Raw genomic sequence first — 19,881 nt, forward strand, 5'->3', positions numbered from 1 at the left:
AGATAAGATCTTTTTTTCTGTCATCAACATTTTGTTGGATATGTTTAAAATTAAACAGTATTATTTCCTTTAATAATTGTTTTGCGCTTTCGTTAAAACTCAATGTTTTTAATTGCTCTTCAAAAATTGTATTGACCACAGTGGAATTGTATCTGTAGCCACACTTTGAATTACAATGGTAATAGTAATATATTTTAAGTTTGCCCTTGGAGCCGCTTCCTGAGATATGTTCCCCACATCTGGGACATTTCAGAAAACCTCTGAGTGGTAAATTCTCCGAAACAAGAATTTTGCCCCTTGGCCTTTCATCCTTCGCTTTTCCAGTGAGTACCTGCTGAACTTGGATAAATAATGAATCAGAAATCAGGGGTTTATGCTTTCCTTCAACAATACATTCCTCCTCATCTTTATAAGCCTTTATAAAAATTTTGCCACAATAAATAGGGTTACGGATAGACTTATAAAATGAACTTCTACTGATAGGACTTCCTCCCATCGAATTCATTTTTTTGCGTATTTGGTCTATGGCATATTTTCCTTTAGAAAGTTCGTTAAAAGCCCAGCGCATGTTTGATGCTTCGGGTTCTTTTATAGCCACATATTTTCGGCCATCTTCAGTACATTTATTGATGTACCCGTAAGAAGCGGTTCCCATAACTCGTCCTTCTTTCTGCGCTCTTCTCATTCCGTATAATGTATTTAACGCTCTGCGATCATTTTCTACTTCTGGAGCAGCAAGGTAGATAGCAAGCATCATTTTATTTTCAGGGATACTTGTGTCCAGTGGCTGTTCAATAGCTTGTGGAGAAATATTGTGATTTTGTAGCAGCTTAATCATTTGATAGGCGTCGCCAGCATTTCGACTAAAGCGATCCCATTTGGTAAAAAGCAAATAATTGGATTTTGTACTCCTTTTTTTTATATGATTGACATATTTAATCCATTCTGGCCTTACAAAGTTTTTTGCCGAATGATCTTCAAATATCGTCTGACCAATAATTAAATTGTTTTGTTTGCAGTAACGCTCAAGCCGTTCAAACTGATCCCTCTGAGAATAACCTTTATCCGCCTGTTCGTCGGTAGAAACCCGAATGTATAAATCTGCTATCTTCATGATCTTTCTATTGTTATTCAAAAAAAAATAATTTATGCAATATAAGAATTATTTGGTAATAAACTCTTTTATAATGAGTTCTGCAATTTTGTGCAAAATTTCAGAGATTACTTTTACTTCTTGGTCAGTTAATTTTAGCCCCGAATTTAAAAGTATTTTTTTTGTTTTTTCAAAAGGAAGTTGCTGAATAGTATGATAACTATATAATGATCTTGGTAATGTCTTTATAGCATTACTTTTTCTTATTTTATGATTACGATTTCTCTTCATAAACCATCTCTATTTAGTCAGTTCCGGTACTATGTGTTTAACTATGAGTTAAATTACTATTAACTGCTTTATCATGTTGAATAGCTGCTCATTTGGAACATAATGTCTTTTGCTGGCTTATTTAATTGAATATTGTTTACAGATATTTCAAAAATAACCGGTAAAAAGGCAGCCAAGTTGTAACGGTCAGCCTTTCTATCTATATCCCTGTCAAAAGACTACGGCATAAACGGTTTCCTCCCTAAAGGTACCCTCCAGTTATTCCGTTTCCTTTTGCCTTTCACTTTGCCCGTAACAATAATCTGCTTTCTTTTTTCCAGTTTTTCTTTTGAGAAATATCAATAGAGTCTTGAGCTCAATAGGAAGAGGAATTGATTTAATAATTAAGCAGGTACGGGAAAAGAAAGGCTCCGCCGTATCCGGAGCAAAACAAATGAAGTTTAATATTGTCAATGAAATTAAATTAACTTATTCAAGAGAAGGGAATGCCGAAAAACTGATAACAAATTCAGATGATGCGGTTGAAGTATTCAGAGCACATTTTGATAGTAGCCAAATTGACTATAGAGAATCATTTTATGCACTCTATTTGAATCATGCACATAACGTTTTAGGAATAAAGAAAATTTCGGAATCTGGAATTTCTGCAACACTGGTGGATATTAGAATTATTATGCAGGCCGCCTTATTGTGTAATGCGTCATCTATTATTGTAGCACATAACCATCCATCGGGAAGTTTAAAACCGTCATCTGAGGATCTGAAAATGACCGGTAAAATCAGGAATGCCTCTGAATTTTTAAATATTCAACTGCTGGATCATTGTATTTTAACATCTACAGAATACTTATCATTTGCTGATGAAGGTTTACTGTGAGAGATTTTGTAAATTATAAATCATAAAAACGGCGATTAAAGATTGCCGTTTTTTTAATTTTCGGCGAAAAGACAGATCTTCCTTTGGTCGAAGGTGTTTTTTCGCGGTAAATTTATATTGTACGATTGGGAGCATATTTGATAATTTTTGCCCTGACCAGATCTCTGTTTTTTACCTTTAACCGCTGATGGCAGCCATCGTTTTTTTCAAATTTTTCAATACGGGATACGAACTGTATTCTTTAACCAGTGTATTATCCATATTTCCATCTTTTAAAGTAACAAGTGCCATGCTTCCGCCACAGTTTATTGTTAACTTATTAAGGAAATAATACTTGATTCTTGTAATTCAATTCTTTTTAAAGATGAAAAAATCTCATAATATTTCAAAATCCAAACAAACTATCACATGGGTACAAACTCAGATTCGTTTCATTTAAAGCGTAAGGTATATAGTAGTAGACATAAAGGATTATTATAGTATTACCTAATCTTAAGCTGCCATGTCTGCTGAACATTTCCTTTACTTCTCAAGGCCTCCAGCTGTTGGGGAGATGCAGAATTCAATAAACTGGGAAGGCTGCTGAATTTTTCAAATTCAGGTTCATATTTATTTATAATAATAAATCCATTGTCATAAAAAAATTGTTCTGCCTGGTCAAAAGAAACAAAATAATTTTCCATGACATTATTTGATTTAAAGAAGCGTGCCCATTTTTTATCCTTATCGCTACCTACGGAACCTGTTTCGTGTTTGAGATAAATATCAGCTGTTACCCAGGTTCCTCCGTTTTCCTGCAAGACCGAATGTATATTTTTAAGGATTTGAGACTGCTTTTCTCTATCAAAATACATGAGCAGGCCTTCATTAATAATAAGAAGATCCTCATCTTTAGTCAGAATACTGCCGGGGTTCAAAACGTCAAATTCCTGAAACTTGAGGTTGCCGGGAACAGGAATATTCAGACGTTTTAACATTTCCATTTTTTCATTCATTACCGTCCTGAGATCAGTATCAAAATAGATCCTGTCAGGATTTTTACTGGTGTATTCCAACCCACGCAATGAATATCCGGCTGACAATTCAAGTACTGCCGAGGAAACACTCTTTTCAAGGAAAAAGTCAAGGGAAAGGTAGCGCATTTCAAAATGGAGCACACTTGCCCTGAACCCAAAATCTGAATTCAGTGGATTGTCAATACTGAAATACTTTGCAATTTCTTTTGCATACGGTATAGTCGTAGTTGCAGCTTTAAAGGTAATAAGCTCTTTTGCTGTGTCAGTTACTTTGTTTAGCATATTGTTCTGTTTTTTTTCTGCAAAGTAACAGTACAGATGTAGTTGGTGATAGGAAAAAACAGACCTGTTTATTTTTTAATAAACTCGTTTCCCAGTTTATTGTTTTTTTTCAGAAATACATTCGGTTGTAATGTTAAGACTTTACGGAAGCTTTGCAAAAAATGGGATTCATCATAAAAAAGATCGTACAGTTCATTTTTATTCTCTGGTTTTTTATTTCTTATGTAACGGTTAAATATCTCCTGAAAACGTACTATTGAGGCATATTCCTTGGGAGTAATTCCAGTCTGCAACTTAAAGAGTTTGTTAAGGTGGCGTTGCGAAGTATTAATTCCTGCAAAAAGATCTTTAATTAAAATATTGCCCTTGTGAGCGTTTATTTGTTCCGCAATATGGACAACACGGCTATCTGGTTCAAACCTTATCCTTTCTGTAAGCAGTTCGGTAAGCTGAGTTACTGATTCCTGAAGGTTTCCTGAAAAATCTGTCAAAACTTCAGAGCCGTCAAGCTTTCTTTTTGAGATGGAAACCACTTTGCTGAGATAATTGGAAAGATCGCTACCTGCTATTGAGTAATAACCGTATGGCTTGAAACTGATACCGATGGAATGTACGGGAACATTGCCTTTGAGCACAATTTTAGTATGGTGCTGTCCTACCAAATGAAGATCAAATGTCGAATGATGATAAGATTGATTTTGAATAATATGTTCATATTTCCCACTATAATTCCATATGACGATCCAACGACCTGATGGAATTATAGCTGCTTGTTCATCAGCTTCCATCTGCTCCGGGCTTTCAAATGACCAGATAGATTCAACATAATTCATTAAAGCTTCTGGTATTGGATAATATTTCATTTTAATTGGCTTAAATTAATTATTGAAGATATTTCTCATAAATGCAATATCAGCTAAACACATGCAATTTTACAACTTCAAAAAAGAATAAATAATATTATAAATTGATTTAAAATACAAATATGCTACTTGAAAATATCTTTATATTTTAAATTTATTATTATAGATTATGTTTGGTTTATATTTTTAACTTTTAACCAGTATTTGCTAGGGATATGGCTTGAATTTTGATATTTGTTTTTACCAATTTACTAAGATTTTTTGTTGAATCACTTTAAATGAAAAGAATATGATCATCGATGAAAATCTTTTGCTCGAAAATGGAGCTGTTTACAAAGACTATGCTGACAAAGAAATAATCTTTCATTTTGGTAGCATTCCTCAGTATTATTTCCAGATTGTTACAGGAACAGTATAGGTAAATACTTACCATGAGGATGGTAAGGAATTTACTTTTAACATTTTATCAGCCGGACAGAGTGTTGGCACATCGCTTTTACTATTTATTTTTTGAGTAGTTGTATGAATCGGAATTTCCATTCTAGAACACCACTTTACGTGGTAGATTCCTGATATGCATTTTCGATGTCTATCGGTAGTTTATTTTACCTGATACGATATCGGTCTTGTAACCGTATATTGTTCTGTCTCCAATATCTGAAACCATTACAGTAAGGATTTCTTTTCCTGAAGCATTATATCTAAGTTCTGAGAATTGGCTGCGTGGATCAGGTTGGAGCTTAATTTTATTTTGCTCAGTTGTTTATTACAAAGCTGGAAAGCTTACCGAATGTTTATTTTAATAATAGATGAATTGAATCTGAGTGTCAATTACCTAAATTATATGTTCAAGGATTAAAGTAGGAAGACGACCCAACGGCATCTTCATAGCCGGTCGATAGAGATAGCCTAAGAATTACTTTGTAATTCATTCTTCTCCTATTTATCGTTGTTGGTACAGTAAATCCTGTGATGATAAAATATATTTTCGCAAAACGGCTTGGTTTTTGTAATTTTTTTAACCTACAAAATATTTATTCTCAAAACATCAGATCATGGCAGACAATAAATCCAAAAGAGGTTCATCTGACCGAAATAAAGTCAGCGGATCGGAAAATTACGAAATCCAATATTTTAAGGAAAAAATGGGAGTGACATCTCAGGCTGTAACAGGAGCGATAAGGGCAACCGGATCGAATGACCGTAAAATACTTGAAAAATATCTCAAGGAAAAACATAGAAAGTAAAGATTCTTTACTCACTGCAATAAATCTTAAAACTATTTTTATGGGCTTATCTGAATACCGCAAAAAGCGTTCTGAAGAAAAGACCCCAGAGCCTTTTGGAGGAAAACCAAATGGAAAAGAGCTGCATTTTGTGATTCAGAAACATGATGCCTCACATCTTCATTATGATTTTCGTCTTGAAATGGATGGGATATTAAAAAGCTGGGCAGTGCCAAAAGGGCCTTCAATGGATCCTGACATAAAAAGACTGGCTATGATGGTTGAAGATCATCCTTATGACTACCGGAATTTTGAAGGTATTATTCCCAAGGGGCAATATGGTGGTGGAACTGTGATCGTGTGGGACCAGGGGACCTATATGCCGGCAGATTTGCAAGATGAAGATCATACAAAACAAGAGAAGAATCTTCTTCATCAACTATATTCCGGGAAACTTAAGTTTATACTCAATGGTGAAAAGCTTAAAGGAGAGTTTGCTCTCGTAAAAGCGCATGGAAGGGGGGGGATAACGGCTGGCTGCTGATGAAGCTTGAAGATCAATATGCCAGTGAAAAAGATATTACAGAGAAAGGTAAGTCAGTGATTTCCGGTAAGACAATTGAACAGATGGAAAAAGCAACGGCTAATATCTATGGAAAAACAGATATTAATGAAGATGAGGCTGTAAAGAATAGGAAAAATACGAAAAGGAAAGCTGGAACCGATAAAGAACCTGAAAGTAAGAGTAACATCAAATCTCTTCTTAATAAATCGCCTGAACAAAAATTTTATACCCGAATTGAGCCGATGCTGGCAACATTGGTTGATAAGCCGTTTGATAATGATGAATGGATCTATGAAGTGAAATGGGATGGGTACAGAGCGGTAGCATTTATGAATGATGGTGAGGTTGAATTAAAGTCCCGTAACGATAAAAGTTTTGGCGAAAAATTTTATCCTATATATGATGAACTTAAAAAATTGAATCTGAATGCAGTGATAGACGGTGAAATTGTTGTCCTGACCCAAAAGGGTACCGCTGATTTTGGACGGCTTCAGAATTGGCGGAGCGAAGCAGATGGCGATCTGGTTTATTATGTGTTTGATATTCTATGGTATGAAGGCAAAGACTTAAAGGATCTTTCCCTTTTGGAAAGGAAAGCGGTCTTAAGGAAAGTGCTTCCTGAAAGTAACAGTATTATTGTCAGTGAACATTTTGAAACGTCAGGTACTGATTTTTTAGAAGAAGCGAAAAGGCTTGGCCTTGAAGGTATAATGGCAAAACGTAAGGACAGTGTTTATCATGTACATAACCGATCCCGGGATTGGCTCAAAATTAAAGCTAATAAAAGGCAGGAAGTTGTGATTGGCGGATATACCCTGAACGATGATTCCAATAAGCTCTTCAGCAGTATTCTTGTTGGAGTATATGAAGGCAGTAAATTCATATATACAGGAAAAGTAGGAACAGGATTCAATAGAAAGCTGCAGACGGAAATGATGGAACTTTTTAAACCGCTGATTATCAAAAAAGCACCTTTTGCAGAAGAGCCTGATGTGAATAAACCCTCACGGTTCAGACCCAACCCTCCACATGCAACGGTAACATGGCTTCGTCCTGAATTAGTGTGTGAAGTAAGCTTTGCAGAGATGACGAGTGATGGTGTTATGAGGCATCCTTCTTTTGAGGGAATGAGAGAGGATAAAAATGCGAAAAAAGTTGTTCTGGAAACAGAAGCACCTATAGAAAAGCTAGTAGAAGATCACCCTGGTAAAATGATAAAAGCAAGAACCGGGACCAGCCGTAAAACTCTTCTTAATCCGAAAGATAAAAGCCAGGTGCGGAAAATAAACAGACATGAACTCAAATTTACCAATCTTGATAAATTATTCTGGCCTAAAGAAGGGATCACAAAAAGAGATCTTATTAATTACTATTACCAGGCAGCCCCTTTTATTCTGCCTTATCTTAAAGACCGTCCGCAAAGCATGAACCGTTTTCCCAACGGTATCGAGGATGAAGGATTTTATTTCAAGGATGTTACGAAAACAGCTCCCGATTGGGCAGAAACTTATTTATATCATAGCGATACCGATAATAAAGACCGGCATTATCTTGTAGGAAAAGATGAGGCTACATTGCTGTATATGGCTAATCTGGGATGTATTGAAATGAATCCATGGAACAGTACCATTAAAAAACCTGAGCATCCTACTTTTTGTATTATTGATCTTGATCCGGATAAAAATTCATTTGAGCAGGTGATCGAAGCAGCGCAGGTAACAAAAGGTATTCTGGATGATATGGGGGTTCCAAGCTATTGTAAAACAAGCGGATCTACCGGGCTGCATATTTATATTCCTCTCGGAAATAAATACACCTACGAACAGTCAAAAGAATTTGCAAGAGTAATTGTTACTCTTGTACATAAGGAATTGCCTGAATTTACAAGTATCGAACGGACCATAAAGGATAGAAAAGGGAAGATGTATCTGGATTTTTTACAGAACAGACCTCATGCTACCATCGCAGCAGCTTATTCTGTCCGTCCGAAACCCGGTGCTACAGTTTCCATGCCGCTTTACTGGGACGAAGTTAAAAAGGGCTTGAAGATTGCTGATTTTCATATTTTCAATGCTATAGAAAGAATGCAGAGCGAAGGAGATATTTTTAAACCGGTATTAGGCAAAGGAATTAATCTGAAAAAGATCGTAGATCAGTTTTCGGATGAAATTAGGTAAAGAAGCATATCGGGATCAAGCATTTTTAAATATTAATATTTGCATCAAGACTACAGACCAATTCCTGATTTTATCAGTTTAAGTTTTCAAATTATTAAATTTGGAAGTCAAATTTGAAATGCAGTAAAAGTGGAATCAACAGACAATTTCGAATCTCATCTCTATTTCAGCTATACAAAGCACTGAACTTTCCTGTAGACCTGTTTGATCTTATGGAGGGATTCACTATTTTCAATTTAAGAGATATCCCGTTCAAACTTCCTTATCAATCTGCGTCTTACCGACCCAATTTTTCTCTTTTTTTGTTCTTCAAGAATGGCAGTGGAAGATATACAATCGATGAGCAAAGCTTTGAAGCTGAACCACATTCAATCTATTTTACCAATCCAAGTAATTATCGGACATTCAGCTGGAAGGAAATCGAGGACATTTTGTTAATTACTTTTGACGAAACCTTTCTTAAAAGTACGTTGGTGAAGATGTTTACGTAGATTTTCCATTTCTTCTTATTTAAACTGTAGACCAAGAGTGGTGACAGATGATTTTTTCCAAGAAGTTAAAGAGGTTAATGTCATTGTAGCACCAACCATCCTTCGGGAAGTTTAAAGCCGTCATCTGAGGATCGGAAAATGACCGGTACAATCAAGAATGCCTCTGAATTTTTAAATATTCAACTGCAGGATCATTGTATTTTAACGTCAGCAGAATACTTGTCATTTGCTGATGAAGGTTTACTGTAAGTGATTTGTAAATATAATCATAAAAAAACAGCAATTAAAGATTGCCGTTTTTTAAATTTTTTGGCGAAAAGACAGATTTTCCTTTGGTCGAAGATGTCTTTTCGCTGTAAATTTATATTGTACGATTGGGAGCATATTTGATAATTTTTGCCCTGACCAGATCTCTGTTTTTTACCTTTAACTGCTGATGACGGCCACCGTTTTTTTCAAATATTTCAATGCTGAGTGCCTGATCTTTCAGCAATGTAAATTGGTCGAAAAGATAAACACTTATAGCAGTGGAGTGGCTTTCTACATTTGTTACTGGAGAATATATCCGTACAGGACACATCACTTTTTCCTGAACAGCAGTCCGTTTGAGGTTTTTTTTATCCGTTATTTTAAAATGGATAAAATCGATATCATAATTGATATTTCGGCTGTTCTTGATCTGAAGAACAAAATAGAACTTGCCCCTGAATGTATTCAACGATTTCAATGAGAAATACACACCATCATTCTTTGCATGAATATGTCTGGTGCCGCGTTTCGTACTTTTTTGCAGTGTTTTCATTATATGATCTGTAAGAGCGGATGAATCCCCTTGGAGTTCCTCAAACAGAACCTCAGGATCGCTCTCTTTTTCAGTCTCCATAAGTAATTTAGAAAGATCATAGCTGAGTATATCAGGATAAGGATCATATACAACATCAAAACTGTAAAACCTGCCATCTTTTGTGACCACTGAAAAATTGGTTTCTGTCTCGAAATCTTTTATTGCTGCTTTAATCCTTAAAATATTTCCTAGATCTTCTGTTTTGCCTGCTGTAAGATAATCACTTCCCAAATCAACATATCGTATTGGTGAAGGAAATAGTAGGTGGGTTGTTTTATTATACGTGACCTCCATCTTGTATGGTTTAACCCTAGCTTTGTGGAGATTTGTATATCCTATAGTGTCCTGGGCTTTAACAGTATTGATCAGAATAAACGAAAAAATTATTAAGAGCTTTATATGATGTATTATTCTCATGATGGTATAATTATATGTTATTTACTTTTTGGAACTAAGAAAACATGATGTCCTGTCTTTACAGTTACTTTTTGATTCCTGACCTTTTTCTGAAAATATCCCGCTATTCCCTGAATAACCCCTTTGGACATATCGGCAACAACCTGTTGTCCTGCAGACTGCGTCATCATAATGCTTGTTCCTGAATTCTGGCCCATGTTGGCGGCCATTTCACTGAGGGCACTTTGTTCGGAAGAGTAGGGAATATGTAGTCCTGGCAGTCCGTCATTATCGTGGATATCAATGTCAACAGGCTCAATCATGCCTCCATACTCTATGGCAGAGATATGAAGCTGCAATCTTTCGCCCTGAAATCTGCACTTGGCTTTCAGAAAAGTTCCAGAAGGGATTTTTATGTGTCCAAGCAAAATAGACTCCAGGATCCTTACTGAAATAACACTTTCAGAGGTGACTGTTTTTGTTTCTGGAATGACAGCGCGGATACTGTTTCTGGGTTGTGATTCCTGGAACTGTTGATCCTGAATTCCTGTAAATCTTTGAGCATAAATACTGCTAAGGGTGATGCTGTCTGATGTACTGCGGTATAAACTTGAAACAATAGGATGAATGACAGGCTTTGCAATGGTGATCATGGTTTTAGCAGAAGCTGATCCTTCTTTTATTTCGCCTTTATTTTCTGAAACCTCCTGTTTAGAAGTTGGAAAATATTTGGCCGCCATCTGGTAAGATTTTTCCATGAGCTCCAGCTGGTTATTGATACTTGTGCTGGCCGGTATTGATTCCCGCTCTGTAACCTCTGTTCGTAACCGATGGATTTCTTTTTTAAGGTGCTCCACTTCCTGATCATCCCTGCTGTAAAATGAGCCTAAGACTTGCCGGGTATTCTGATAACTGCCCATCGAATTCCGGGCGGATAAGACAGATTCAGATTTATCTTGTAAAGACATCGGATCCGAGGGTAATGTTTCTGAAGAAGAATCCGTCCAATAGTCTGATAAGGTTGTGAGGGCATTTTTTTTCTCTTCATTTTGCTGTTCAAGCAACTGCTGTTCATACGCTTTTTGCTTATCAGACTGCAACTGGCCGTCAGATGCCTGCGGAATAACTGAATTGAAACCTGCCTTTTCTGCGTTATCATTCTCTTTTTCCGGTTTAAAGACTAAGAACAGGAAACTCGCACATGCAATAACCATTAGTAGATAAATGAATGGTTTTTTCAACTGCTCAATCATGAGCTTTCGGTTTTCAAATCCGTATTCGGAACTATTGCTTTGGTTGCCTTCCCTGACTCTGATACTGCTGTTATTTTGGGCTTTCATCATGATTGTTTTTTGGGGAATTATAGATTGAATTGCCTGCCTGCTGTTTGATTTTGAGATCTGCTGGTGCAGTAGTGATATGCCTGATGAGCGGTATATCAGTACTGCCAGTTCCTTTTGCCCATATCCGAATGATAACAAGTATGGTCAAAAGTGTATATCCTGTAAAAAATAGTTTTGTCAGTACGCGCTGCTTTTTTATAGGAATTGCTTTCCACTGGCTTTCCGTTTTTTCTATCCACCGGTCAATTCGTAGGGTTAATTTCTTCATGTTTGTTCATTTATCGGTTAACGGTTTCGAGATCTTTATTTTCAAGTACATTGAATTTTTCAATTGTAAATCCCTGTGGATTACTGTCAGATCGTACTGAATTAACAAGGAAGCAGTTGGTGATCAGGTTTCGGATCGTAAGGTTACTGGATCGGATGATAAACTGCCTGCCATAAGTTTTTACTGAATATGGATAGCTGCTGAAATTCGCAGCGATACTGTCAATTTCAATTCTCTGCTGTATATTTCCACTGATTATCCGGTTATAATATCCTTTTTCAGAAAGATCTTTGTAGTAGTTGAATGCGGACTGATCAGCCAGATTAAATGCCCTTTTCACATTGCTTTCAATCGCATTTTTATCGGGGGCAATCGTAAAAAACAGTTCATGAAACCGCCTTACGTGCTCCCTTGCTTCTACGGGTCTGTTAATGGACATATCCTGGGACAGTGCAACCATAAGTGATTTGCCATTATCCAGGACATATATTTTTTGCCTCTGTTCTTCGGCAAAGCTATATGACTGATAGACAACAATACCAACCACCCCAAAGCATAGCAGAGCGAAAATGAAGGTGAATAACCTGATCTGCTTAAAGCTGTTTTCTATATTTCTTAAGGTTTTAAATTCCATGATTTGATGATTTTGTTATTTAAGAAGCCTTCCTGATATATTACCAGCTGCAGAACCCGCCGCCGCACCGGCAATATTTCCTGACTTTTGTGCCATCTGGGTAACATTCCGCATAAAGTTTCCCGCTCCGCCCGCTTGAATGATCCAGCCTGTAACGGTAGGTACAGTGAAATAGCCAATGATTCCAATGATCATATAGATAATGTACACCGTATTGGAAGTATCTGGAATAAAGTTGGGATCTGCCAGCATTTCAATATCCCTTTCTATAATAAGGGATTGAATCTTTGCCAGGATAGCACTGAACATATCAGCCACCGGTAACCATAGGTATACACTGATGTATCTGGTCAGCCATTGGGTAAGCGTAGATTGAAAACCATCCCAAACCGATATGGCAAATGCAATAGGACCAAGAATCGAAAGTACTATGAGAAAGAAAGTTCTGATTGTATCAATCACCAAGGCCGCTGCCTGAAAGAGTATTTCCAGAAATTCTCTGAAACCGTCTCTGATATCTTTTTTAATGGCAAACATTTCTCTTTCAATATACATTCCCGACATTGTCACCAAATCAGAAGGTGACCATCCCAGTTCTTCCAATTTTTTGTCAAATTCTTCATCAGAAATGAGATAAGCCATTTCAGGATTTCGAAGCATAGCCTCCCTTTCCAGCAGATCTTTTTTCTGCTGGAGTTCATTAAGATCTAATACCTGACCCTCCAGCATGGAGTGGCTGCCCTGAACGACCGGACTTAATACTCCGTTGATGCTGCCTAAGACAATTGTTGAAAAGAACATAATGCAGATTCCGATGGCAAATGGTCTGAGCATAGGAAACAGATCAATCGGTTCGGCACGACTTAATGCCTGCCAAACCTTTACGGCCACATAGAATAATGCTCCCAGCCCTGCAACTCCTTTTGCAACTGCTGCCATGTCAGCACACATCGGCATCATCTCTTCATACACGGAACGAAGCACCTCATGTAAATTAGTAGGTTCCATCTTACCAGTATTTTTGATTAACGGTACCATACAGGTTTAGAACTCTCTGCGTATTGTTCTGCTTTTTAGCTCTCAGATAACTGACAGAGATATTCTTATTGGTGTAATATCTTACCAGATTGTGATAATCTTTCACCTCTTTATATACTCTGTCAATAATTTCCATTCTTTCCTTATCATTCAATGATAGATTGGTAGAGGTGACAATCTGTTTTAGTTCTTTAAGCAGTTCAGTGCTTTCGTTCAATAGTGTTGAGTAACCGTTAGCGATAGCGGTTAACTCCTGAGCATTGAAATTGGGATCATTCAGCATCTTTCCGAAATTATTGACATACATTTCGGAAACATCACCCACCAATAAAACAGTCTGCTGAACTTTACGGGCATCTTTTACTAAATTGTTTACTGCTTTCAGTTTGTCATAATATTCCTTACCCTGCTCATAAACCTTTTTAACTTCATTGAAGTTCTTAACTACATTCGAAACAGTCGATGAGGTCTGTACAATTTCATTGGCGGAGTTGAGTATTCCTGAAGCCAGATTAGCCGGATCCGTAACCACAAATTGTGCTTTTGCAAATGATGTTATAGCTAATACAATAACCATAACTGTTGTAATGATTGAATTTTTCATTGTTGTAAAATTTTAAATGATTTAAGTTTCTTTTGTATTCGATTTGATTCTCTTAAGAGAAATCCTCTTGATGGCATGCTCTAAATTGCCATCAAGTTCAGAAGCCAATTGCATGACTTCCATTTTCTCCGTTTCTTCTGTGGTATAGGCCAGATATTCTTCTGTGGAAACTTCCGTGGCATATACAGCAGAGTGCGTTCCTCCTAATCCGATCCAGACTTCTTTATACAGTCTTTTCGGATCATTATTCATATTGATGGAAAGAACCTGTGCTTTTTCTTTGTCTGTAAGACCCAGCATAGACTGAATATCATCAAACTTGTTCATGTATTTCCGCTGATCCAAAAGGATCTTACAGTCTGAATTGTTGATGATGCTTTCCTTAACAATGGGAGAATGAATGATGTCATCCACCTCTTGTGTAACGACAATGGCTTCTCCAAAGAATTTTCTTACAGTTTTGAAGAGGTATTTGATGTACTCAGCCATTCCTTCTTTAGCAATTGCCTTCCAGGCTTCTTCAATCAGGATCAGTTTTCTGATTCCTTTCAGTCTTCGCATTTTGTTAATGAAAACTTCCATGATGATAATGGTTACAATGGGAAAAAGGATTTTATGATCCTTGATCGCATCAATTTCAAAAACGATAAATCGCTTAGAAAGAAGATCTAATTGCTTTTCTGAATTCAATAAGTAATCATATTCTCCGCCTTTATAATAAGGCTCTAAAACATTCAGAAAGTTGGCAATATCAAAGTCTTTTTCCCTGACTTTTTTTTGCTCTAATACTTTTTGATAATCATTTTTTACATACTCGTAAAAGCCATTAAATGAAGGGAACTGCTCATTATTTTTGATTCGATCAATATAGCCGCTGAATGCATTGGATAAAGCAACTTCTTCGGAGCGGGTTGGCGGTTCATCATCTCTTTTCCATAGTGTGAGAATAAGTGTTTTGATGCTTTCCCGTTTTTCTATATCAAAAACTCCATCATCAGTATAGAATGGATTGAAAGCAATCGGATTGTCTTCTGTATAAGTAAAGTAAACTCCATCTTCACCCTTTGTTTTACCTTTGATCAGTTCGCATAACCCCTGATAGGAATTTCCGGTGTCGACCAACAGAACATGGGCTCCCTGCTCATAATACTGCCTCACCATATGGTTGGTAAAAAAAGACTTCCCACTCCCCGAAGGTCCCAAAATGAACTTGTTTCGATTGGTAATGATTCCCTGTTTCATCGGAAGATCTGAAATATCCAGATGGATAGGTTTTCCCGTCAATCGGTCTGCCATCTTTATCCCAAAAGGTGAAGGGGAATCCTGATAATTGGTTTCTTCAGTGAAAAAACATAAGGCAGGTTCTATAAACGTGTAGAAACTTTCTTCACTCGGAAAATCTCCTGCATTCCCGGGAATTCCTGCCCAGTACAATGTTGCAGTATCTGTTGTGTTATGACGGGGTTTACATTCCATCAGTGCCAAGGCACTTCCGGTATCATTTTTTAGCTGTTTAAGCTCAGCAGAATTATCAGACCAACACATAATATTGAAATGGGCACGTATAGACTGTAGTCCGAAAGAATGCGCTTCATTGAGATACTTTTCAATCCATTCCTTGTTAATCTGATTGGCTCTGCTGTATCTTGCCAACGAATGCATATTTCTCGCAGACTTTTCAAATTTGTTTAGGTTTTCATCACTGTTATCAATAAACAGATATTGATTGTAGATGTGATTACAGCTGAGTAGCAGTCCAACCGGAGATGCAAATGAGAGCAAGCAGTCACTTCTGTCGGTGCTTAACTTTTCGTATCTGCTGTGCGAAGAAACTGTACCCGGAAGATCATCCGTATCCGAAAGAGTGTGCATGCTGATGCGGTTGTTACCGATACGCAATTCTTCTGCTCCTAAGTTGAGGTCTTGGAGAGATGGATTAATTTCTCTGGACAGAGTCAGATACTGTTCTAACAATCCCGATTGTTTTGCTGTTCCCGTAATTTCATCAGCGGTCATTTTTTCAAGGAAAACATATCCACTGTCATTCATAATCCTTTCAAACTGATCAACCGCTTCCATGAATCTGCTGATCACTTCTTTATCCCTGATCTCTTTTGGAATCAAAACTCCTTTACAAAGTGACGAGAAATTACTCTGTGTTCTCATCCTTTCCTTTGTAGTTTTGTTAAGAAACAGATAGCAATAATGATTCAGGAAAGGTCTTTCGTTAAAGTGCCTTTCAAAAGACTTGGACAGAAAATTTTGATCGTCATTAGATAAATCAGGACGGTAATTTTCCTTGATAAACCAATCCTGTTTGTGAACGATGCTGTAATCAGGTAATGTCTTTATGGCTTTAAACCAAGCCGAATGGATAGCTTCATACTCAGCTGACGCTACCGTAAACAGTTCCGGAAGACTTACCTTGAAACAAACCGTAACATCAGCATCTTTTGAAATAATGCAGTTCTCTTCTACACCTAGCAGTGGAAATCTGCTTTCCAGCGTTGTCGCTTTGGATTGATTTCTCATGCTACAGCTTTTTTAGAGTGTATCTTGATATACCTGAAAATGGATTTTCGGCTGATGATGTACCTTGGATGCTTCTTTTTTGCTCCCAATTTCATTAATCCATGTTCTCCATACTTTCTGTTGAGAGAAAAGGTCTTCCAAATGAGAAGACCAGAAATAGTTCCTCCAAGAAGTAAGCAGATATAGGTATTGACACCAGCCATATACATGATCATGATAAATACAAGTATTCCCAATAATCCTCCTGCAAAAATGAACAGGTACTGTGCTTTCAATCCTTTGAACTCTACCGTTCTTCCGATTCCTTTGTTGATATGATAGGTATTCATCATCAATGATTTTAAAGGAAGAATGAACGTAGGATGGTAGCTGCAACAATTAAGAAGATACACGCTCCAAACCAGCTGGCAGCAGTTTTACTGGTATCAGGGTCACCACTGCTGAATTTGTTGTAAACCTTGACCCCTCCAATTAAGCCTACTACCGCACCAATGGCATAAATCAGTTTCGTTGCAGGGTCAAAATAGGAAGTAACCATTTGAGTTGCTTCAGTGATTCCTGCAGAACCATTTCCCTGGGCATTCATACTCAATCCGATTAACAGAAGCAATGCTGTTAAGACGATTTTTTTTCTTTGTTTTTTCATAATGAATAGATTTTATGATGATGAAAACCCGTGCTTTACGGGTTCTGAGACAAAGGTGTTTGGTATGGGGTTGCCACCTGGGAATTTGGTGTTTTCAGGAATTGTTTGGCTCTATAATGCTTTATAAAGAATATTTTGATTACTTTCAAAAAATAGTACTTAACCATGAAAGAACAATCAAAGAGACATCACTACATACCCAAATTCCTGAATAAGAATTTTAGTGATGAAAACAATATGTTGTGGGTATATAACAAAGAATCCAAAAGAATTATCAGTAAGATGCAAAGTCCTAAAGCTATTTTCTTTGAAGATGGCAGGAATCTTTTTGATATAAATGGGAATATGGGGATAATATCGAAAGGATGTATGAAGAAGTAGATACTTTACTGTCTAAAACTTTAACAAAAATTTTAAAAAGTCAGCAGATGAGCGGTAGAGAACTTACATGGATGATTTATTTGGCTAATTTAACAAAGTGGAGAGTTCCAAAAGTTGATGATATTGCTAAAAATCTTGTTAAAGATATTCCTATAGAACAATTGGGTTAGCGATACGTCCAACTGACCCAGATCAGAAAATAATGGCAGAAAAAGGTGATCTTCATTTTTTACAAAAAGCTGTTTTTGATCAAATAGTTTAGTGCTTTATAAAGAAAATAGGGAACTTCAAATGAATTTCCCTATTTCAAAATCATTGAGATCGCTTTTCCGCATATCGGAAGAACCGGATATTCCTTCATTGTTAAAAGAATTATCTAATAGTAATGCTATTTTATGGGAATCATTTTCCATAGAATTCTCAAGTAAGGTATATAATTCGGTTCCATAAGTTTTTTGAACGATCGCTTCTGCTGTTTCCTTTTGAGATAAGGTAAAACTATTTTGTTTCACAAACATCTCCACAGAGCTCAGTTCTTCAAAGGTAATCCCTTGGGCTAAACTGTTATCCTCACCGATTATTCTATACTTTTTCCATTCTTCTTCCTCTTCAATAAAATCAGGTTCATTATTAAAACCATATTCCGGCTCTTCCTGCGGATTTAATAGACTGATATTTTCGCTGATATCATATTCTATGTCTAAATTAGAGGGATCAAAACCAAGTTCATTTTCTTGTCTTTCAGAGGAAGTCATTGTCATAGAATGGAGTGAAGTTTTTGCTTCACCCATAATATTGAGTTGCTTTTTATTATTTGCTTGGTCTTCAGTTTTGTGACAATGGGATTGTTTTCGGATAATTTTGTCATGGAGTAATAGCAGAATTATGATCAGAAGACAAATAATGATGAGAGTCTCCATAGTTATAAAATGGGTTTAAAGTGATTGTTAAAATACTCCGTAATCTCGTTTCCATATTCCAGAAAATGCTGTTCAAGAATATTGTCAATATAGGAATAGAGAGTTGTCCTTTCTTCTCTGGAAAGCTGTACAATCCGCAATAATATTTCATGATACTCGGGGCGTATGTAGACCACTTTACCATTCCTTCCTGAAGGAAAGCGATTGGTTAAAAAGGTCTTTTCATAGTTCAGTTTTTTAAAAGAATTGGTTTTTGCTTTTTCTTTGGACTTTTGAACAGCTGGTTTGGTTGTATGATTTTGTTCGTCAAGAGCCGTTTGTTCACCACTGATGACCTGCATTAAATACTCTTCATCAACAGTAGCCTTTTCTAAATCGTTGTTCTCATTGTTTGTAGCCATCTTTTGGGTTTTATAGATTTGTGATTCTTAGAAACTCTTCAATAAACAGATCCATTCTTGTCACTTTTAAAAGCGGATAGTCTGCTGGTAACAGTGTTGATCTGAAAATACTGTTTCCGATATGGTCGGATTCCTTACGAAATCGTTTACTGTCCATGATTCGCGTATCCATTATATTCATCTGAAGAGTCGCAATCGCTTTTTCGTAGATTTCGTATAACCCGGTCTTTTCCCGACCATCAATCTGATTCCAGAATAGCCATAACGCTTGTTGCGAAAAATCATGCTCACCGGAAGGAAGCGCCATAAAAGCTTTGGTAAATCCTAACGTACTTTCTACAACCAAACGGTCAGCAGTCATGGGAGCAAAAATAAAATCCATTGATTTCAAGGTCGTCAGCACCCCTTTGGTATTGGCGGTACCAGGCAGATCATAAAAGATAATATCCGGAACTATGGTAGTTTGTTTAATATATCGGGTAGCTTCTTCTATTGCATTTTCTGCCTTACAGCGTATAATCGGATATGCTTTCTTATTGATCAGTTGGAATTGTTTCATAACAGCTTTCTTATGGTACTCGTTCACCATAATTGCTTTTTTATCACGTTCCCTCATATTGCTTAGGCTGTATTGTGGAAAATCACAATCCATGACTAAAACATTGTATCCCAATCGGTAATGTAATACGCCGGCAAGTAATATGGTAATCGTCGATTTTCCAACACCTCCTTTTTGAGTGGAGAAACTTACTTTTAAAGTTTTTTTTGTTGCTTTCATGATGCATGTATTTAATGTTGTTTTATAATGTTGAATGGTAAGAATCTGTATAAGTTGATTTATATGTAGGGGTACTCCTGTATTATCTTAAAAATCTAAAGATGTATACATTTACATCTTTTTTACAGGGCATATCTGCAACTGCTTTGTTGAGAGAATACCTTTTTTTGAATATCTGTAACTGCTTTTTTGCTTTTGCGCTTTTATAGTTTTAA

General features: G+C 36.6%; 23 protein-coding genes and 2 pseudogenes. 9 read left to right on the forward strand and 16 right to left on the reverse strand.

Annotated features, from left to right (window positions below; all coding sequences use genetic code 11):
* Nucleotides 1-331: 331 nt before the first annotated feature.
* Nucleotides 332-1,114: pseudogene (locus AB1278_RS09380) on the reverse strand (recombinase family protein); the annotation flags it as partial.
* A gap of 48 nt (nt 1,115-1,162) precedes the next feature.
* A complete protein-coding gene (locus tag AB1278_RS09385) occupies nt 1,163-1,384 on the reverse strand; it encodes a hypothetical protein (protein ID WP_202838622.1) in 222 nt (73 codons plus the stop codon).
* Nucleotides 1,385-1,733: 349 nt separating this feature from the next.
* Between AB1278_RS09385 and AB1278_RS09390 the strand changes: the two genes are divergently transcribed.
* A complete protein-coding gene (locus AB1278_RS09390; RefSeq protein WP_330746809.1) occupies nt 1,734-2,261 on the forward strand; it encodes a JAB domain-containing protein in 528 nt (175 codons plus the stop codon).
* Between the two features lie 482 nt (nt 2,262-2,743).
* On the opposite strand, the gene AB1278_RS09395 is transcribed toward AB1278_RS09390, so the two are convergent.
* Both AB1278_RS09395 and AB1278_RS09400 read right to left on the reverse strand, forming a co-directional pair.
* Nucleotides 2,744-3,559: a hypothetical protein gene (locus tag AB1278_RS09395; protein ID WP_227942506.1), complete on the reverse strand. Its 816-nt coding sequence runs from the start codon at nt 3,557-3,559 to the stop codon at nt 2,744-2,746.
* A gap of 68 nt (nt 3,560-3,627) precedes the next feature.
* Entirely contained in the window at nt 3,628-4,422 is a 795-nt protein-coding gene (locus AB1278_RS09400) for a helix-turn-helix domain-containing protein (RefSeq protein WP_227942505.1), read from the reverse strand.
* Between the two features lie 289 nt (nt 4,423-4,711).
* On the opposite strand from AB1278_RS09400, the gene AB1278_RS09405 reads away from it, so the two are divergent.
* From AB1278_RS09405 to AB1278_RS09430, 6 genes and pseudogenes are all read left to right on the forward strand, one after another.
* Nucleotides 4,712-4,840 carry a hypothetical protein gene (locus AB1278_RS09405; protein ID WP_330746807.1) on the forward strand — a complete coding sequence of 43 codons (129 nt, stop codon included), beginning with the start codon at nt 4,712-4,714 and terminating at the stop codon, nt 4,838-4,840.
* Between the two features lie 637 nt (nt 4,841-5,477).
* Nucleotides 5,478-5,669, forward strand: coding sequence for a DUF3606 domain-containing protein (locus AB1278_RS09410; RefSeq protein WP_202838626.1), 192 nt, complete (start codon nt 5,478-5,480; stop codon nt 5,667-5,669).
* Nucleotides 5,635-6,192 (forward strand): DNA polymerase ligase N-terminal domain-containing protein, encoded by a 558-nt coding sequence (locus AB1278_RS09415; RefSeq protein WP_429813937.1) that lies wholly within the window; start codon nt 5,635-5,637, stop codon nt 6,190-6,192. Before AB1278_RS09410 ends, AB1278_RS09415 begins: the two co-directional genes overlap by 35 nt.
* Nucleotides 6,192-8,390, forward strand: coding sequence for a DNA ligase D (ligD, locus tag AB1278_RS09420; RefSeq protein WP_429813940.1), 2,199 nt, complete (start codon nt 6,192-6,194; stop codon nt 8,388-8,390). The genes AB1278_RS09415 and ligD overlap by 1 nt, the downstream gene beginning before the upstream one ends.
* Before the next feature lie 113 nt (nt 8,391-8,503).
* Nucleotides 8,504-8,881, forward strand: coding sequence for a hypothetical protein (locus AB1278_RS09425; protein ID WP_227942503.1), 378 nt, complete (start codon nt 8,504-8,506; stop codon nt 8,879-8,881).
* A gap of 102 nt (nt 8,882-8,983) precedes the next feature.
* Nucleotides 8,984-9,130, forward strand: a pseudogene (locus AB1278_RS09430) (JAB domain-containing protein); the annotation flags it as partial.
* Nucleotides 9,131-9,242: 112 nt separating this feature from the next.
* Here the strand turns inward: AB1278_RS09430 and traN are convergent.
* The 9 genes from traN to AB1278_RS09475 are packed head-to-tail and all read right to left on the reverse strand — an operon-like array spanning nt 9,243 to nt 17,186.
* On the reverse strand, nt 9,243-10,142 hold the full coding sequence (gene traN, locus AB1278_RS09435) for a conjugative transposon protein TraN (RefSeq protein WP_429813943.1): 900 nt from the start codon (nt 10,140-10,142) through the stop codon (nt 9,243-9,245).
* 17 nt (nt 10,143-10,159) lie between these two features.
* The gene (gene traM, locus AB1278_RS09440; RefSeq protein ID WP_227942500.1) at nt 10,160-11,464 is read right to left on the reverse strand and encodes a conjugative transposon protein TraM; all 1,305 of its coding nucleotides are present in this window, start codon (nt 11,462-11,464) and stop codon (nt 10,160-10,162) included.
* A complete protein-coding gene (locus tag AB1278_RS09445) occupies nt 11,445-11,732 on the reverse strand; it encodes a hypothetical protein (protein WP_429813946.1) in 288 nt (95 codons plus the stop codon). The genes traM and AB1278_RS09445 overlap by 20 nt, the downstream gene beginning before the upstream one ends.
* 10 nt (nt 11,733-11,742) lie before the next feature.
* Nucleotides 11,743-12,366, reverse strand: coding sequence for a conjugative transposon protein TraK (gene traK / locus AB1278_RS09450; RefSeq protein WP_227942498.1), 624 nt, complete (start codon nt 12,364-12,366; stop codon nt 11,743-11,745).
* Between the two features lie 15 nt (nt 12,367-12,381).
* Nucleotides 12,382-13,374 (reverse strand): conjugative transposon protein TraJ, encoded by a 993-nt coding sequence (traJ, locus tag AB1278_RS09455; protein ID WP_330746804.1) that lies wholly within the window; start codon nt 13,372-13,374, stop codon nt 12,382-12,384.
* 1 nt (nt 13,375) lies between these two features.
* Complete coding sequence (locus AB1278_RS09460; RefSeq protein ID WP_227942496.1) at nt 13,376-14,008, reverse strand: DUF4141 domain-containing protein; 633 nt, start codon at nt 14,006-14,008, stop codon at nt 13,376-13,378.
* A 21-nt stretch (nt 14,009-14,029) separates the two neighbouring features.
* Complete coding sequence (locus tag AB1278_RS09465; RefSeq protein ID WP_429813950.1) at nt 14,030-16,540, reverse strand: TraG family conjugative transposon ATPase; 2,511 nt, start codon at nt 16,538-16,540, stop codon at nt 14,030-14,032.
* Entirely contained in the window at nt 16,537-16,869 is a 333-nt protein-coding gene (locus tag AB1278_RS09470) for a DUF4133 domain-containing protein (RefSeq protein ID WP_227942565.1), read from the reverse strand. The genes AB1278_RS09465 and AB1278_RS09470 overlap by 4 nt, the downstream gene beginning before the upstream one ends.
* Nucleotides 16,870-16,880: 11 nt before the next feature.
* Nucleotides 16,881-17,186: a DUF4134 domain-containing protein gene (locus tag AB1278_RS09475; RefSeq protein ID WP_429813953.1), complete on the reverse strand. Its 306-nt coding sequence runs from the start codon at nt 17,184-17,186 to the stop codon at nt 16,881-16,883.
* Between the two features lie 165 nt (nt 17,187-17,351).
* Here AB1278_RS09475 and AB1278_RS09480 point away from each other — a divergent pair, with 165 nt between their 5' ends.
* Entirely contained in the window at nt 17,352-17,567 is a 216-nt protein-coding gene (locus AB1278_RS09480) for a DUF4238 domain-containing protein (protein ID WP_429813956.1), read from the forward strand.
* Complete coding sequence (locus AB1278_RS09485; RefSeq protein WP_330746803.1) at nt 17,552-17,737, forward strand: hypothetical protein; 186 nt, start codon at nt 17,552-17,554, stop codon at nt 17,735-17,737. Before AB1278_RS09480 ends, AB1278_RS09485 begins: the two co-directional genes overlap by 16 nt.
* Nucleotides 17,738-17,854: 117 nt before the next feature.
* On the opposite strand, the gene AB1278_RS09490 is transcribed toward AB1278_RS09485, so the two are convergent.
* The 3 genes from AB1278_RS09490 to AB1278_RS09500 are packed head-to-tail and all read right to left on the reverse strand — an operon-like array spanning nt 17,855 to nt 19,666.
* A complete protein-coding gene (locus AB1278_RS09490; RefSeq protein WP_429813959.1) occupies nt 17,855-18,487 on the reverse strand; it encodes a conjugal transfer protein TraD in 633 nt (210 codons plus the stop codon).
* Nucleotides 18,488-18,489: 2 nt separating this feature from the next.
* Entirely contained in the window at nt 18,490-18,888 is a 399-nt protein-coding gene (locus AB1278_RS09495) for a DUF3408 domain-containing protein (protein ID WP_227942491.1), read from the reverse strand.
* A 10-nt stretch (nt 18,889-18,898) separates the two neighbouring features.
* Nucleotides 18,899-19,666, reverse strand: coding sequence for a ParA family protein (locus AB1278_RS09500; protein WP_429813962.1), 768 nt, complete (start codon nt 19,664-19,666; stop codon nt 18,899-18,901).
* Nucleotides 19,667-19,881 lie beyond the last annotated feature (215 nt).

This window comes from Chryseobacterium sp. NRRL B-14798 (assembly GCF_050470705.1).
Lineage (GTDB): Bacteria > Bacteroidota > Bacteroidia > Flavobacteriales > Weeksellaceae > Chryseobacterium > Chryseobacterium cupriresistens.